16 protein-coding genes are annotated in these 16,555 nt (G+C 40.3%); 5 read left to right on the plus strand and 11 right to left on the minus strand.

All coding sequences use genetic code 11. The annotated features are described in order from the left end of the window. Positions 1–11 precede the first annotated feature (11 nt). From F994_RS00120 to hflX, 5 genes are all read right to left on the minus strand, one after another. A complete protein-coding gene (locus tag F994_RS00120) occupies positions 12–458 on the minus strand; it encodes a DUF2147 domain-containing protein (protein WP_004647934.1) in 447 nt (148 codons plus the stop codon). A gap of 169 nt (positions 459–627) precedes the next feature. Then, positions 628–1,074, minus strand: a complete 447-nt coding sequence (locus tag F994_RS00125; RefSeq protein ID WP_004647935.1) for a DUF2147 domain-containing protein — start codon at positions 1,072–1,074, stop codon at positions 628–630. A 95-nt stretch (positions 1,075–1,169) separates the two neighbouring features. After that, positions 1,170–1,844, minus strand: a complete 675-nt coding sequence (locus F994_RS00130; RefSeq protein WP_004647937.1) for an LrgB family protein — start codon at positions 1,842–1,844, stop codon at positions 1,170–1,172. Between the two features lie 9 nt (positions 1,845–1,853). After that, on the minus strand, positions 1,854–2,225 hold the full coding sequence (locus F994_RS00135) for a hypothetical protein (protein ID WP_034696396.1): 372 nt from the start codon (positions 2,223–2,225) through the stop codon (positions 1,854–1,856). A gap of 43 nt (positions 2,226–2,268) precedes the next feature. Continuing rightward, a complete protein-coding gene (gene hflX, locus F994_RS00140) occupies positions 2,269–3,621 on the minus strand; it encodes a ribosome rescue GTPase HflX (RefSeq protein ID WP_004647939.1) in 1,353 nt (450 codons plus the stop codon). 359 nt (positions 3,622–3,980) lie between these two features. Here hflX and F994_RS00145 point away from each other — a divergent pair, with 359 nt between their 5' ends. Further along, positions 3,981–4,799 (plus strand): lysophospholipid acyltransferase family protein, encoded by an 819-nt coding sequence (locus F994_RS00145; RefSeq protein ID WP_034696577.1) that lies wholly within the window; start codon positions 3,981–3,983, stop codon positions 4,797–4,799. A gap of 42 nt (positions 4,800–4,841) precedes the next feature. On the opposite strand, the gene F994_RS00150 is transcribed toward F994_RS00145, so the two are convergent. Continuing rightward, on the minus strand, positions 4,842–6,476 hold the full coding sequence (locus tag F994_RS00150; RefSeq protein WP_004647941.1) for a phospholipase D family protein: 1,635 nt from the start codon (positions 6,474–6,476) through the stop codon (positions 4,842–4,844). A 111-nt stretch (positions 6,477–6,587) separates the two neighbouring features. On the opposite strand from F994_RS00150, the gene F994_RS00155 reads away from it, so the two are divergent. Both F994_RS00155 and F994_RS00160 read left to right on the plus strand, forming a co-directional pair. Then, positions 6,588–7,598, plus strand: a complete 1,011-nt coding sequence (locus tag F994_RS00155) for a metallophosphoesterase (RefSeq protein ID WP_004647943.1) — start codon at positions 6,588–6,590, stop codon at positions 7,596–7,598. A 73-nt stretch (positions 7,599–7,671) separates the two neighbouring features. Beyond that, the gene (locus F994_RS00160) at positions 7,672–8,016 is read left to right on the plus strand and encodes a hypothetical protein (protein ID WP_004647944.1); all 345 of its coding nucleotides are present in this window, start codon (positions 7,672–7,674) and stop codon (positions 8,014–8,016) included. A gap of 109 nt (positions 8,017–8,125) precedes the next feature. Here F994_RS00160 and F994_RS00165 read toward each other — a convergent pair whose 3' ends face one another. Together F994_RS00165 and trhA are read right to left on the minus strand one after the other, a co-directional pair. Next, the gene (locus F994_RS00165; protein WP_004647945.1) at positions 8,126–9,439 is read right to left on the minus strand and encodes an MFS transporter; all 1,314 of its coding nucleotides are present in this window, start codon (positions 9,437–9,439) and stop codon (positions 8,126–8,128) included. Between the two features lie 143 nt (positions 9,440–9,582). Beyond that, positions 9,583–10,224 carry a PAQR family membrane homeostasis protein TrhA gene (gene trhA, locus F994_RS00170; RefSeq protein WP_004647946.1) on the minus strand — a complete coding sequence of 214 codons (642 nt, stop codon included), beginning with the start codon at positions 10,222–10,224 and terminating at the stop codon, positions 9,583–9,585. A 101-nt stretch (positions 10,225–10,325) separates the two neighbouring features. Between trhA and F994_RS00175 the strand changes: the two genes are divergently transcribed. Together F994_RS00175 and F994_RS00180 are read left to right on the plus strand one after the other, a co-directional pair. Next, positions 10,326–11,552: a class I SAM-dependent methyltransferase gene (locus tag F994_RS00175; protein WP_004647948.1), complete on the plus strand. Its 1,227-nt coding sequence runs from the start codon at positions 10,326–10,328 to the stop codon at positions 11,550–11,552. Positions 11,553–11,610: 58 nt separating this feature from the next. Next, positions 11,611–12,039 (plus strand): GNAT family N-acetyltransferase, encoded by a 429-nt coding sequence (locus F994_RS00180; protein ID WP_004647949.1) that lies wholly within the window; start codon positions 11,611–11,613, stop codon positions 12,037–12,039. A 380-nt stretch (positions 12,040–12,419) separates the two neighbouring features. On the opposite strand, the gene F994_RS00185 is transcribed toward F994_RS00180, so the two are convergent. The 3 genes from F994_RS00185 to F994_RS00195 form a co-directional block, all read right to left on the minus strand. Continuing rightward, positions 12,420–12,752 carry a hypothetical protein gene (locus tag F994_RS00185; RefSeq protein WP_004647950.1) on the minus strand — a complete coding sequence of 111 codons (333 nt, stop codon included), beginning with the start codon at positions 12,750–12,752 and terminating at the stop codon, positions 12,420–12,422. Between the two features lie 278 nt (positions 12,753–13,030). After that, a complete protein-coding gene (locus F994_RS00190) occupies positions 13,031–15,166 on the minus strand; it encodes a 3-hydroxyacyl-CoA dehydrogenase NAD-binding domain-containing protein (protein ID WP_004647951.1) in 2,136 nt (711 codons plus the stop codon). 11 nt (positions 15,167–15,177) lie between these two features. Next, positions 15,178–16,383, minus strand: coding sequence for an acetyl-CoA C-acetyltransferase (locus F994_RS00195; protein ID WP_004647952.1), 1,206 nt, complete (start codon positions 16,381–16,383; stop codon positions 15,178–15,180). Positions 16,384–16,555 lie beyond the last annotated feature (172 nt).

Below are 16,555 nucleotides of genomic sequence, written 5' to 3' on the forward strand. Positions count from 1 at the left end.
GGCGCAAAAGCCTATTCTTGGCGAATCCAAGTTTGTGTGCGGCCAATAGCAGAAATGCCGATATAGCCCCTTAACAGCAGGCGTTTACCATTAGTTGATTGTTTTCCTTTCAGATTGTAAATCTTACCAGAAAGAGGATCAAGAATTTGACCGCCAGCGTACAGGTTTTCTCCTTCAAATTTTAAATTTTTAAAGATTTCTAAACCCAAAATTGGCTGATCTGTATAAGGCGAAGGACAATTGACGCATTTTTCCCGAGGGGTATAGCCTAGGCGAGGGGTAATTTTAACAACTTTTCCTGTAAAGGTATTATTTGAACTTCTATGAATTTCAATAATGGCTTTTGGTGAACCTGTTTTATCATCAATTTGTTGCCATGTTCCTGATAGATCTTGTGCCAATACATTTCCACTGAAAAATAAACTGGCAAAAGTAACAAGCAAAATATTCTTTTTCATATCAATTCCTTTGCTTATGGAGAGTAATTTTTTTATCCAATAAGCACATCTTATGATTGTCTGGGAATTAGTCAATATATTGCGTCATAAAAAACAATAATAATGTGAATGATTTAAATAACGGTGAATAAAAAAGCCACATAGTGTGACTTTTTGTCAGGATGAGACATTAATCATTTTTGATCCACGTTTGACTACGTCCTAAGGCCGAAATACCGACATAACCACGTAAATTTAGACGTTTGCCATTGGGACTCAATTTTGCTTTCATGCTGTAAATATTGCCAGAAAGTGGGTCGATAATTTTACCGCCACTAAAATTTAGTCCTTCAACGTATTTTAACCCAGTTAACACATCCATCCCCAGAATAGGTTTATTGGTATACGGTGCTGGACAGTTGATACAGGTTTCTTTAGGTGTATAGCCTGGACGAGGCGTTATTTTGATAACTTTTGCGGTAAATGTGCCATTTGCTTCTTGGCGAATCTCAAGAATCGCTTTTGATGAACCTGTTTTATCATCAATATTTTTCCATGTCCCCGTGATGTCTTGTGCAAAGGCAAGACTACTAAGCGAAGAAAAAACCACTGCTGTTAAAATTTTAACACTTTCCATTAACAAATTCCTTTTTGATAATTTTGTGACTCATTTTCATTCTAGATTTATTTTTTATACTAAACAATCATTTGTTTGTTATTGTGATTTTTGAGTCACATTTTTTGTAAATAGAGTATAAATGTTGGCAACCAGATGGCCGTAAATACGGCATTTACTGCCATACCAAAAGCCGCATAGCGTCCAGCAATGCTACCTCTTTGCCATGCTTGGGCTGTACCAATGGCATGTGCAGCTAAGCCTAATGCCAAGCCAGATGCTCTTTCATCATGAATATGACGCAAGATAAATGGGGAAAATGCAGCACCAATCACACCAGATAAAATTACAATCAGAATGACTAAGCTGAGTGGGGCATGCAGTAGCGTAGCGATATTAATTGCAATCGGCGTGGTCACAGCACGTGTTGAAAATGCCATAATGCTTGCATCTGACATATGTAATAAATAAGCAAGTCCCATGGGCAATGCCACGGCACTGATACTGGCAAAGACCAAAATACCAACAATTGCTTTGAGGGGTAAGTCGTCATAACGCATGGCTGCCAGCGGAATGGCTAAGGCAACAGTGACGTAACCGAGTAAATGATTAAAAAGCGGATTAACTTGGTTCATATATGATTCATAAGGCATACCAAAGACAAACAACAGCCCAATAATGAAGAACATACCAATCACGATGACCGGAACTTGTGGAAGTTTTTTATTGATAGGTTTAGCAATCAGATAAGCCATCAGCGTGATGATAAAACCAGAAAGTACTGCGAACATATGATTTCCCTATAACCAGCGTTTGGCCATTTTTGCATACACCCATAATGGAATAAGGGTACTGATGAACATGACGATGAGAAAAAGAGGAATTTCTTTGCCCATTTGCACCAACATAATCAGTGAACCTGCACTAATGGGTAAAAAGGCAAAAGCACTTTCTTTCATAATTTTATTGTTGGTATCGACTAAACGGGCTGGTAATTTATGCACATTTCTCCAAACCAGTAATGTCATTAATAAAGCAATTAAACCGACGAGATTGCCTAATTCAGGATGATTGAATTGTGTCATTAACCAAACTGCTCCCTCACGAAAGCAGATGATTAATGCCAGTGTACCGATCCATGCAGGCCAGTCGATTCTTTTTATCCAGTCCATGTTTACCAAACTTTAAAATTATACTTATCACGTTTTAACCGATTTATCTTTTAATTTCAAATTCCTCAAGCGGTCTTTTAAACTGGGTGGCTTTATGACCTAGAATTTCATCAATCGGTAGGTGGGCTTGTTTAATCAATTGTTCCAGCTTTTGTGGGGCAATAATGACATGTAAATGCAGGTTACCTTGATCATCATAATTTTCAGTTTGAATGACATTGAGTGCATACAATTGAGTGCGCAATTTTCCATATTCTGGTTTTAACACCAACTCGAAGCTTTGCAGTTGCCCCATCAAGCATTCTTGAACGGCTTGGCGTAATAGGTTTAAGCCTTGTTTAGAATGTGCCGAGACATAGACACGATCGGGTAGATGCGGCTTGGCATAGACAATTTTGGCATCTTCGCCACTAACATCTATTTTGTTATAGACACGTAGTACAGGAACGTCCACCCCGATTTCTTTTAAAACTTTCTCAACTGCTTCAATTTGCTCCATCATATCGGGACTACTAGAGTCAATAACATGGAGCAGTAAAGTCGCCTCTAAAGTTTCCTCAAGCGTGGCTTTAAAGGATTCTACCAAAGCATGTGCGAGGTTGCGGACGAAACCCACGGTATCTGCAAGGACTAAAGCACCAATACCATCCCAATTTAAACGGCGTAAAGTCGGATCTAGCGTTGCAAATAATTGATCTGCCGCATAAACGTCAGAGCGGGCGAGTATATTGAATAATGTAGATTTACCTGCATTGGTATAACCCACTAGAGAGACCGTTGGAATAGCAGCTTTTTGTCGTGCAGCACGACCTTGGATACGGGTTTGGCGAACTTTTTCCAGCTTGTCTTTTAGCTGTCCAATACGTAAACGCAGTAAGCGACGGTCTGTTTCCAGTTGCGTTTCACCTGGTCCACGTAAACCAATACCACCTTTTTGACTGTCTAAACTAATGCCACTACCGACTAGTCGAGAAGACAAATAGTCCAATTGTGCCAATTCAACTTGCAGTTTACCTTCATGGGTACGTGCGCGTTGTGCAAAGATATCTAAAATGAGGCGAGTACGGTCGATGACCCGACATTGCATCACTCGTTCTAAATTACGTTCTTGTGAGGGGCTGAGGGCATGATCAAAAATCACCAAATCTGCTTCTAAAGCTTTTGCTAATTCAGCGATTTCTTCAGCCTTTCCTGAACCGATAAACAGTTTAGGATCTGGTTTAATGCGTTGAGCGGTAATGTGTTCTAGAATTTCAGCACCAGCAGACTGCGCCAATAAGCGAAATTCTTCAACATCAAGGTCATCTAACAGTTGTACGGATACACTGACTAATATGGCGCGGTTGCTATCTTGATGTTGTTCAATATATTCCACTAAATGCAATCTCAACGACATGAAAACTTTATTTTAGTGGAAAATTACTGCTGATAGTAAAAAATAGCGAAAAGTTCAGCATGCATCGTAACAAAACGTTGAGTGAACAAAAATAAGGCCATGATTTGTCAGTATGATGAACCTTCATTGATTTTAACTGGCTGACAGTATTAATCATTTTAAGGCTTGAAGATGTTTATATTGGCTATATCGCTGTGGGTAGAATGGGTATTTTTGTTTAAAGCACTGACTTAGTCATTTTAATCATGCAGCAAAAAACCATCGGGCGGTTTTTATGATCAATGCAAGATGAAAATGAACAGTATAGAATGGCAGCAACTGAACGATTAATGCTGTATCTGGTAATTAGTGATCAATCTATGACTCAATCCTCTGTAACTGAAAGTTCGTCGTTAAATAGCATGTCTAAATTTTTGTTATATAGTAAAAAATTGTTGGCTGGTTTGGGAGCGATTCTTCAAGGGTTTTATTTGGTTTTTCGTCATCGTTTATATAAAGATCCGAACAACCCAAATAATACGCGCTATGTGCAACACTTTTGCCGCCAGTTAAGCAAAGTATTTAATATTGAAGTTCAAATTCATGGGCAGATTCCAAGACAATCTGCTTTATGGGTGAGTAATCATATTTCTTGGTTAGATGTTGCTGTTTTAGGTTCAGGCGCTCGGGTGTTCTTTTTAGCAAAAGCTGAAATTGAAAAATGGCCATTATTTGGAAAATTGGCTAAAGGTGGCGGAACGCTGTTTATTAAACGGGGTTCTGGTGATTCAGTTAAAATTCGTGAACAAATTACCGCGTTCTTAAAGCAAGATATTCCAGTATTGTTTTTTCCTGAAGCAACCACTTCTGATGGTTCAAAAATAAAAAAAATCTATGGGCGTATTTTAGGTGCAGCGATTGAGGCCAATCGTCCGATACAAATTTGTTTAATTTGTTATGTGAATCAACATGGACAATTGGATATGGTCGCGCCGTTTGTCGGTCATTTAAGTTTTATCGATCATGTCAAAAATGTCTTGGAAATGCCTAAAGTGACAGCTCATTTAATGACATTGCCGGCAATTTCGGTTGAGGGGCATACCGTCGAAACCTTGACTCAAGAAGTGCAAACCAAAATGGTTGAAGGTTTAGCGCAATTACAGCAACGAGTTCTGCAAACCGATAGCGTAAATGACTAAAGATGAACGGCGAAGGAAAACAGTGCGTCTAGCAAAGAAGGCTTACATAAAGCCTTCGATAGGCAGCCATGAAATGATTTTTACCCCAGCTTTTTGCCACCATTTCATTTTCGGTTCTTTGTGATAGATTTTAATGTCGCCATTATGCTTTTTAATTTTCCAGTTGATATTTTGATTGGCATCCAAAACCAGTTTATAGGCATATTTAGATAAATTTTCATCCATCGTTTGATGAATGGCTTTGGCTAAGTTGGGGCTATTCAGCAGAACGCCAATTTCAGTATTTAAATAGGCTGAACGAGGGTCGAAATTAAAAGAACCAATAAAGACTTGTTTTTGATCAATCGCCATGAGTTTGGCATGTAGGCTAGAGCGGCTTAAACCTTTTAAGCTGACTTTGGTTTTTTCCGCAATTTCCTCTGTATTGGCATTTAAGTTTTCAGCTTCAGGTGCGGACAAAAATTCATACAGTTCTACCTTATTTTTTAATAAATCTTTGCGATATTTAGCATAAAAAGCATGGACCACAGCGACATCATTGGCTTTAAAAGAATTGGTCAGGACACGGACTTGGATATTACTTTGAGCCAGATCGCTGAGCATTTTTTCGCCTTTCTTTTCAGGGACGAAATAAGCCGAAACGATATCCACACTGTGTTCTGGGTTTTCTAGATGATTAATCAGCTGAAAATTTAAATATTGTTCTTTCTTGGCTTTGGATTTGATTTTACTTGGTGAATCATAAACCACTTCGGCCTTGACCCAATCAAATTGAATACTATTATTGAGCCACTTTTCAACATTATGGGATCGGGTGGCTAAATCAAGATAATTTTGTACGGTAATCTCTTGATAATAATTATTAAGTTGTTGTTTTAAACTTTCAAAACGCAAGGCATAGTGTCTTGAATTAACAATTTGTTTTACTGGAAATGCATATTCATCATTCCAGTATTCATCAAAAGAATGAATGATTTCATCAGATGCAGAGCCGACCAGCATGACATCGACATCGGAAAATTGATAATTGTCACTGACGTTATAATATTGATTACTCATATTGCGCCCGCCAATCAAGGAGATTTGATTGTCTGCAATAAAGCTTTTGTTGTGCATACGACGGTTAATGCGTTTTAAGTCGAGCACCATATCCATGGCACGGTAATGTCTAAATCGGTAGGGGTTATAAAGTTTGACATCAATATTCTGATGTTGATCGAGTGCAAGATAAATGCCTTCCATTTTTTTGGCATTGTTATCATCCATCAATAAACGGACTTTTACACCACGATCAGCCGCTTTAATAATAGAATAAAGTGCTAGTGAGCCAATTCTATCGTTATCCCAAATATAATATTGCAGATCTAAGGTTTTTTCTGCTTTATCAATAAGATGTATACGTGCTGCTAAAGCCTCAAGCGGATCATATAGCACATGATAACCGGTAAGATTAGGATTTTGTTCTCTTAATGGCTCAACGATTTTAGCCAGTGAGGTTTGCTCTGTTTCGGTATCGAACGCATATTCCATCGGTTGTGGTGTTTGTTTGGGGAGCGTTGAACATGCAGGCACCCCTAAAATGAGGCTACAACTCAGCAATACTGCGGTTTTATAGGTAGAAAAACCATACCCTTTACCGCTGTTTAATTGTGCTATTTGCTGGGGAGATCGCGCCATATTTTATAAACAATACCAAAAATTGGTTTGAGTATAAGTGCCAGCTGTGAAAAGATAAATATCAAAAGAGATGAATGATGTCATATCATCGTTATCATTAGAGAAGTTATTATGTGGGATACGCACTCCGTCGTTTTTTATTTTTATATCAGTTTTGTCGTGATCGGACTTTGGGGTGTTGCACAGGCATGGCTAAGCCAAACGCGTACTGAAACCATTCATCCCTTTAAAGCCTTTGTTCATTTATTGGCATTTTATTTATCTTATTTACTTTTCCCTTTATTTTTCTTCAGCTTGTATGCAGGGTGGAGTGGTTATTACTCGCTTCATGAAGCCGTCTTTATTTTTGGACTTAGTTGCCTGCTGATTTATGCACGCTTTATTGAACCCCATCATGTCGGGGTGAAAACCATGCAGTATCAATTGAATCCCGATCAAAAAATGCAGCAGCCGATTAAAATTGCATTGATTGGCGATTTACATATTGGTTTATTTTCAGGGCATGAACGTCAACTCAATATTATTGTAACGAAAATTAATCAGCAGAATCCTGATTTAGTGCTGGTGGCTGGGGATTGGACTTATGAACCAGAAAACACACTTGCCGATGAACTGGCGATTTTAAAACAGATTAAAGCACCGGTTTATTCGGTGAATGGCAATCATGATGAACAGTATCCTGGACCACCGATTCAAAATTTATTAAGACATGCCTTAAAGGTCAATAATGTGATTGATATTGAAGGCCAGATGGTGGAGTTTGATGAATTCCGTTTGCTTGGGGTCGGTGATTTATGGGCAGGAAAAACCGATATGCGTTATATGCCGGACTTGCCGCAAGATAAGCCGTGGCTACTTTTATCACATAATCCCGATACGGTAGATATGGTGCCAAAATTACCAACACGGCCATTAATGCTGTCTGGACATACGCATGGCGGACAAGTTGAGCTGCCGTGGCTGACCAACTATATTATGAAAAAAGTCTCTATTCTTGGGCACAAGAAGGGGTTATATCAACACGAAAATGCCGATGTGTTTGTGACGGTTGGCACGGGAATGGTGGGTGTACCATTTCGTTTTCGCGTCCCCCCAACCATTGACATTATTGAGTTGGTTTAACGCGGAAATATAAATTTGCCTGTTGATAATTTACGCTATGATAAAGATCAAATAAGAACCATAGGAGGAGACAATGTCTTTTTCGCAAGAAGTGGGACAGTTTTTCGCATTAACAGAAACGCAATCGGCACAGCTCGAAGCGGGTTTTATCCGTTTAGAACAGGACTTTCAGCAAGCAGCAGCGGATGAGGTGAATACGCCAGAATTTGCGCGTGCCTTTTATCAAAAGTTTGAACAACTGATCGCAGCATTTGGCTTTGATGAAAGTAATGTGGAAGCATTGCTTGAGCATTTATATGGCACAGAGCGCTATCGCCAACTGGTGACTTATATTGTTCCGAGTTATTACAATGCTGGTGGCGATCGAATGGTCTTTGAAGAGATCTATCAAGAAATGTTAAGTGATGAACAAATCTGAGAAAACCGTATTTGAGAAAACAATCTCTGAGAAAATCATATCAATCTCATAAGAAATTAGATAAAAAACCAGCGTGAGATGACGCTGGTTTTTTTAGGCTTTGATGAACTTAAACTTGGTTGTTGACGTCATCATTTTTTGTTTCACGAATGGCTAAGAAAGCCAGCAGTGACAAGATGGATGCAGCAGTTAAATAATAACCGACTGCTTGTAAACCATACGTGTTGGCAAGTTTAGTTGCAATTAGTGGCGCAAAAGATGCCCCAAAAATACCCGCAAGGTTAAAGGTTAATGCCGAACCGGTATAACGAACTGAAGTCGGGAAGATTTCAGACAGGACCGTTCCGATTGGACCATAAGTCATGCCCATTAAGGATAAACCTAAGCACAGGAACAGGAAGACCATGACTGTGCTGCCCGATTCAAGCATACTCGAGAACACTAAACCGAATAATGCACAGGCGATACAGACGCCAATAGAGGTCGCTCTACGGCCAAATTTTTCAGCAAAAACCGCAGAAAGCGGAATAAATGCTGCAAAGCACAGCGTTGCAAGCAATTGAAGTTCTAAGAATTCAGCACGGCTATAACCCAGTTTTGTGGTTCCCCAGTTAAGTGCGAAGACTGTGGTTAAATAGAACACGACAAAGGTACAAATTGCAGCAATTGTACCCAAAATAAGCATGCGCCAATGTTTGGTCATGACTTCTTTAAATGGAATATTAACTTCTTTTTGCTTATCCAAGACTTTTTGGAATGCAGGTGTTTCGTGTAGTTTAAGACGAATCCAAAGACCGACAATCACCAGCAGTGAACTGGCAATGAATGGAATACGCCAGCCCCATTGCATGAAGTCTGCTTCAGACATCAATGCACCGAGGGTTAAAAAGGAACCTGTGGCTAAAATAAAGCCGATAGGTGCCCCCAGTTGCGGGAACATGCCATACCAAGCACGTTTGCCTTCAGGTGCATTTTCAGTGGCAAGCAATACTGCACCACTCCATTCACCGCCTAAACCCAGCCCTTGCCCTAAACGACATAGTGCCAGTAGCAGTGGCGCAGCAATACCAATTTGCGCATAGGTGGGCAGTAAACCGATACACACGGTGGAAACACCCATGGTCAGCAAAGCGGCAACCAGTGTGGCTTTACGTCCAATTCGGTCACCCAAATGTCCAAACAGTGCAGCACCAATAGGACGCGCAATAAAGGCAATGGCAAATGTGGCTAACGATTGGATGGTTGCAGTCGTTGGATCTGTACTTGCAGGAAAGAACAGATGAGGAAAAATAATGACGGCAGCTGTGGCATAAATATAAAAATCGAAAAATTCGATTGTTGTACCAACAAGGCTTGCGCTAAGTACACGGAATTTTGAATTGGTCGCGACTTCTTGAGTAGCGATAGAGTTTGATGACGCCATAAGAACCTTACACTTACTAAAAATAAAAAAACTTAGTTTTAAAAGGGTAATCTTTTTAAAAAAGGCGTAATTTCTTAAAAAAATACGAAATACCGACTGATGCCTACGGATTTAGGGTTGCTAAAAAATGTAGAAATAGAGGGTTATATCACGTAAAGATAGATGGCTAAGAAATGTGATCCAGCACCAATCAATACAAAAACATGCCAGATAGCATGGGTGTATCTTACTCTTTTTAAGGCATAAAACAATGCACCAACGGTATAAGCAAGCCCGCCAATGATCAGATAGGTTAACGCGGGTTGACTTAAAAAGCGTTGCATATCATCCATGACCAGTACTGCCAGCCAGCCCATCAACAGATATGCGAAGAGCGAAATCTTATGAAAGCGATGAATGAAAACTAACTTGAATAGTGTACCAATTGCAGCAATCACCCAAAGTGCAATTAACAAGTAATGTGCTTTTGTTGTGGGAATTGCGATCGATAGAAAAGGGGTGTAAGTTCCAGCAATCAAATAATAAATAGCGGTGTGATCCAGTTTTTTATACCAATAGCGTTTGGTGTCGTCAGTGGCAAAGTGATAAAGGGCGGAACTTGAGAAAAGCAGGATCATACTGAGCGCATAGACACATAGGCCTAGAAATTGTCCTCGTGGTAAATCACTGCCTTTAATCAACAACAAGACACCCGCAATGACCGCGAGTACTGCGCCAAGTGCATGACTCATTGCATTTATTTTTTCTTCACGTGGATCGTAAGATTGCATATTGGAAGTCGTCATGGTAGATTTCTATTATTAAAAATACACTTGTATAGTAATGAAATTTTACCTTTAAAGTAAGAAGTTTTACACTCACAGCTTAATTTATTTGAGTTATCTTCATGTCGCAATTGGCTTCTTCTTTTATTCAGGAACAACAATTCTTAGATGCCTTTCAGCAAGCCATTGAAACGCAAAGTTTTGATCGAATAATTCTGAGCCAATATAAAGGTGAATTAGAACATTTAGAGAAAATCACGTTACGCGTCATTTTATTACAAGATCAGCCTGTTTTAAGTGGCTTGTATCGTTATAAGACTCAGGATGTTACGAAAAACTATCCTTTGGCGGAAGCGCAGCCACTCATTCAAGATTTATTGGCACACTGTAAACAAGCCAATCTTTTTACCCGTACAGAAGAGCTGCAACTGAAAAAGAATAAGAAAAAAGCCATGTTGACGGTCACTAAAAATCAAGCTGCCGCAAAGTCCCAGACTTTAGAACAGCAACAAGGGCATGATCGTGCCAAGCATCGTTATGTTGATCAGGACAGTTATTTTTTACAACCGTTAGGGATTACCGACAACAAAGCACAAATTATTCCAAGCATGGCGCGTAAGTGGAAACAGATTAATAAATTTGTGGAAATTTTTTCAGGTGCTTTAGATCAAATCACAGCGCAAGCGCATACTTTACGTGTGGTTGATTTTGGTTCGGGTAAAGGTTATTTGACCTTTGCTTTATATGATTATTTAGCCAAACAAGGTCAAACGCCATTTGTCACTGGGGTAGAGTTGAACCCGAAAATGGTCGAATTTTGTCAAAAGGTGGTGCAAGAATCGCAATTTACCCAACTGGATTTTTTCCAAGGCGATGTCCGCACTTATCAACCTGAACACTTAGATGTGATGATTGCACTACATGCGTGTGATGTTGCTACTGATTTTGCCATTCATACCGGAATTCGTTTAAACGCACAAATGATTATGTGCGCGCCGTGTTGCCATAAAGAATTACGTCCACAGATGCAAAGTCCAAGTGTGTTGAAGCCGATGTTGCAATTTGGTATTCATGCCGGACAGCAAGCAGAAATGCTCACCGATACCATTCGTGCCTTATTGTTAAAAGCCTATGGCTATGAAACCAAAGTTTTTGAGTTTGTGGCTTTGGAACATACCAGCAAAAATAAAATGATTTTGGCGACCAAGCGTCAAGATTTTGAAGCCCCTGATCAGGCTGTTTTGGCGCAAATTGTGGCGTTAAAACAAATGTATGGTATTCAAAAACACTCGCTTGAATTGCTATTAAATCATCAGTGGGATCAGCAAAATATTGGTGAAAAGTGTTAATTTAAAATGAATGAAGCAGTCGCAAGGCTGCTTTTTATCTCTAGGAAAATGATTTTTGATGACCCCATTTATGATACGCACAGGCAGTTGGGATGAATTGCAAAATGATGCAAAACTGATTCGTGAACAGGTATTTATTCAAGAACAGCAGATTGCTGCTGAAGATGAATGGGATGCAGAAGATGCCATTGCTTTACATTTTATTGTTTTAGATGATCAGCATCAGCCAATTGCTACGGCACGACTTTTGAACAATAACAGTGTCGGACGTGTTGCTGTACTGAAAGAATATCGCGGTAAGGGCATAGGTCGTTTGTTGATGCTTGAAATTATTCAACAGGCGAAACATCAACAGCGTGAATTTTTAAAGTTGTCGGCACAGGTTCATGCCATCGCGTTTTATGAAAGTTTGGGTTTTAAAGTTCAGGGCGATGAATATTTGGATTGTGGCATTCCACATGTGGATATGCGACTTTTATTCGCTTGATGGAATGATTGATTTTGAATCAATAAAAGCCGCTTCTTCGTTGATGCTGATCAGTTAAGGGGTTATACAATGAATTCCTTAATTTTTTAGTTATTCACGACGGGGTCTTATCATTTTGAATTATATACTTGGAGCTCATCAGTTCTTTTGTCTCGCCAAAAGAACCAAAAGCATTTGTCATCCGCAAAACTCGTCAAATACCTTTTATTGATCAATTCATCGCAGAAACTGTACTTATCCAAAGTAGTTTTGCCTCGAACAGTTGCGGATGACATTTCCGTGAATCACATAATATATAGAATTTTAAAAAGAAAAAGCCAGTCAATTTCTTAACTGACTGGCATTAACTTTTCGTGGCTTTTATTTGCTGAATCTAAAAATTAATGACCATGTTCAGATTCAGTTGCTGTTTTATTTTCTGTCATCCCAGCATGCTCGTCTGCTGACATATGATGCATTTCTGTGCTTGCTGCTGCACTTGCCGCACTCGGATTTTTTTGCTTTTCAGCTTCAGCCAGTGCTTCTTGAGACATGACAGGTGCATTTTTAAAAGCAGTCTGATTGCTCTCAGCACGTTTCTGACTTGGCATGTAATCAGGTTCGTTGGTTACAGCAAGATAGAAAAAGCCAAGGAAAAAAGCACTTAAAATAAAGGCAATAATGAGCGCTTTCCAACCCCAAGGCGATTTTTCAGGAGAAGTGTTATTAGTCATGAGAAAGTACCAAAATGGATAAAAATAAATCAGAATCTATGTAACTTTATAACACATTATTGTTTGAAAGCCGATGCTTAAATAACGAAGCCCTTCATTTAAGTAACAGCTTAAAGCATTAATTTTTATTTTGAATATGACCAAAAGCATATCTGCCTTGAATGAAAAAATGTCTAAGGTGGAGATCTATTTTGAAAGATAAAATAACGGTTTGAGACATCATCGCCCTAATCTTGAATCAAAAAAGGGCGATCATAGGGTGTATTTATCAGCGCATATTAGGCAATTTTTTCGCCAGTACGAGCTTGATCTATCAGCAGTTGTGGCGCTTTAAAACGTGCACCGTATTTTACTTCTAGTGTATTGGCACGGATTAAGGCTTTTTCTAAACCATATTGATTGAGAAACTGTAACGCACCACCTGTCCAAGGTGCAAAACCAATACCAAAAATCGAACCGACATTGGCATCGACCACGGATTCTAAAACACCTTCTTCCAAACAGCGCAAAGTATCTAAAGACTGTACAAACAGGAAACGGTCAATCATTTCCTGTTCGGACATTTCCGTGTCTTTTTTCCAGTGGCTTAAACCCTCCCATAAATGTTTTTTGCCATTTTCAGGATAGTCATAAAAACCGGCACCTGCGGCTTTACCTTTACGTTGAAATTGATGAATCATGGTTTCAATCACATCATCTGCACCTGAGCGTGGCAGCTCTTTGCCTTCAGCTTGCAAGGCTTTACGGGTCTCATTTGCCACATGTTCAGATAAGCTCAGCGATACTTCATCCTGAATGGCAAGTGGCCCTACAGGCATCCCTGCTTTAAGGGCCGCCATTTCAATTTTGGCAGGATGCACACCTTCAGCAAGTAAACGTAAGCCTTCTTGCACAAACGTACCAAATACGCGACTGGTAAAGAAGCCACGACTGTCATTAACCACAATTGGTGTTTTGCCAATTTGTTGCACATAGTCATAGGCTTTGGCTAATGTTTCGGCTGAGGTGTTTTTACCTTTAATAATTTCAACCAGTTGCATTTTATCGACAGGGCTAAAAAAATGTAGACCAATAAAATGACTATCGTCTTTAGAGGCTTTGGCCAGTTCGGTAATCGGCAAGGTTGAGGTATTGGAAGCCATAATACCGTCATTGACTAAATAGCTTTCTGCTTCTTGGGTAACTTTGGCTTTCAGTTCTGGATTTTCAAAAACGGCTTCAATGATTAAATCGCAGCCTTTTAAGTCCTCAGCAGATGCTGTTGCTGTAATCAGCGCTAAAATTTGCTCACGTTTTTCCGCAGTCAGTCGTCCTTGGGATACTTTTTTATCCAGCAGTTTTTGGCTATAGGCTTTGCCTTTTTCTGCATTTTCCAGCGTCACGTCTTTGAGTACAACTTGAATGCCTTTACTTGCTGTTACGTAGGCAATTCCTGCACCCATCATGCCTGCACCGAGCACAGCGACTTTTGTAGCTTTCCATTTGGTAATATTTTTGGGACGGCTTGCACCCGATTTAATCGCATTTAAGCCGTGCCAGAAGGTGCCAATCATATTTTTGGAAATTTGACCCGTGGCAAGATAAGTAAAGTAACGTGATTCTATGGTCAGAGCCGTATCAACATCGACCTGAGCACCTTCCACGGCTGCTGCCATAATTGCTTCAGGGGCAGGGTAACAACCTTTGGTTTTATCGCGTAGCATGGCAGGGGCAATCGCCAGCATTTGCGCAACAGCAGGTGTTTTAGGGTCGCCACCGGGGATTTTATAATCTTTTACATCAAATGGTTGTTGTGATATTGGATTGGCTTTGACCCAAGCAATGGCTTTATCTAAAAGCTCTTGTTCATTTTCAGCCGTATCGTGGATTAAGCCAAGTGATTTTGCTTTATCAACACCAAACTGCTTGCCTTCCATTAAGAAAGGAAAAGCATTTTGCAGACCGAGTAGGCGCACCATACGCACCACACCACCACCACCCGGTAGTAAACCCAAAGTGACTTCAGGTAAGCCAAATTTGGCTTTAGCATCATTTAAAGCAATACGATGATGGCAGCCTAAAGCCAGTTCCCAACCGCCGCCCAGCGCTGTACCATTTAAGGCTGCGACCACAGGAATCCCACGCGTTTCGATATAACGCAGCTTGGCTTTCATCTCTTCAATCATGTTGAAAAATGTTGTGGCATGATCCGGCTCTGCTTGAATCAGTTCATCAAGGTCACCGCCTGCAAAAAAGGTTTTTTTCGCTGAACGCAAGATAATGCCTGAAATTTCGGCATCGGCTTGTAGCTTGGAGACGATATCTTCCAGTGCCACACGGAAATCAGCGTTCATGGTGTTGGCAGATTGGTTGGGAGAATCTAAAGTCAAAATGACAATATTATCGGCATTTTTTTCATATTGAATTGCGCTCATGATTATTCTCCTTATACCAATTCAATAATGGTTGCGATACCCATACCACCACCGACACACAATGTTGCAAGACCACGCTTTTTGCCTTGACGTTCTAACTCATCCAACAAGGTGCCTAAAATCATTGCGCCCGTTGCACCGAGTGGATGTCCCATTGCAATTGCACCACCATTGACATTGACTTTGGCAGGATCAACCTTAAGTTCCGTGATGAAACGCATCACAACGGCAGCAAAAGCTTCATTTACTTCAAACAGGTCAATGTCATCAATCGTTAAGCCTGCTTTGGCTAAAGCTTTACGTGCAGCAGGTGCAGGGCCTGTCAACATGATAGTCGGGTCACTACCAACCAATGCCGTTGCCAAGACTTTGGCACGCGGTTTTAGCCCTTGTTCTTGGACTGCTTTTTCAGAAGCCAGCAAAACGAGTGCAGCACCATCGACAATACCCGATGAATTCCCTGCATGATGGACATGATTAATTTGGCCAACTTCGGGATATTTTTGTAGGGCAATGGCATCGAAACCCATTTGGCCCATCATGGTAAAACTGGGATTGAGTTTGGCTAAACCTTCCGCAGTGGTATGGGGTTTAATAAATTCATCTTCAGCTAAAATCGTCACGCCTGCTTTATCTTTCACAGCAACAATCGATTGATTAAAATAACCCTTAGCTTGTGCCACAGCGGCTTTTTTTTGTGAGTGCTCGGCAAAAGTATCGACATCAGAACGCGTATAACCATCAATGGTTGCAATTAAATCTGCACCAATGCCTTGGGGAACAAAGTTTGCCGCCATGTTGGTTTCAGGGTCCAGTGCCCAAGGGCCGCCGTCTGAACCCATCGGCACGCGAGACATCGACTCAACCCCACCTGCAACCACAAGATCTTCCCAACCGGAACGGACTTTTTGCGCAGCCATATTGACGGCTTCTAAACCCGAGGCACAAAAACGGTTGATTTGTACGCCAGCCACATCATTGTCCCAACCTGCTGCAATGGCAGCGGTTTTGGCAATATCAGCACCTTGATCACCAATAGGGGTGACACAGCCCAACACAATGTCATCGACTTTAGAGGTATCCAGTTGATGACGGTCTTTTAGTTCATTGAGCAATGTGGTCAGTAGGGTGATGGGTTTCACTTCATACAGTGAACCGTCTTTTTTTCCTTTTCCGCGTGGTGTGCGAATGGCATCAATGATGTAAGCCTCGCTCATACAATATCCTTTTTTATGACTTTAAAATTGTTATGCTTTTTCGATTTTAATGATTAATTGTTGAAGTGCAATGACCAGAACGGATCAGATCAAATGAGTTTTTTAGCCAACCTGATGGAATTGTGCTGTGATTAGCCATGCTGTTTATTTTTGTCTTTTTAGTCATGGGTGG

This window comes from Acinetobacter bohemicus ANC 3994, from assembly GCF_000367925.1.
Taxonomy (GTDB): domain Bacteria; phylum Pseudomonadota; class Gammaproteobacteria; order Pseudomonadales; family Moraxellaceae; genus Acinetobacter; species Acinetobacter bohemicus.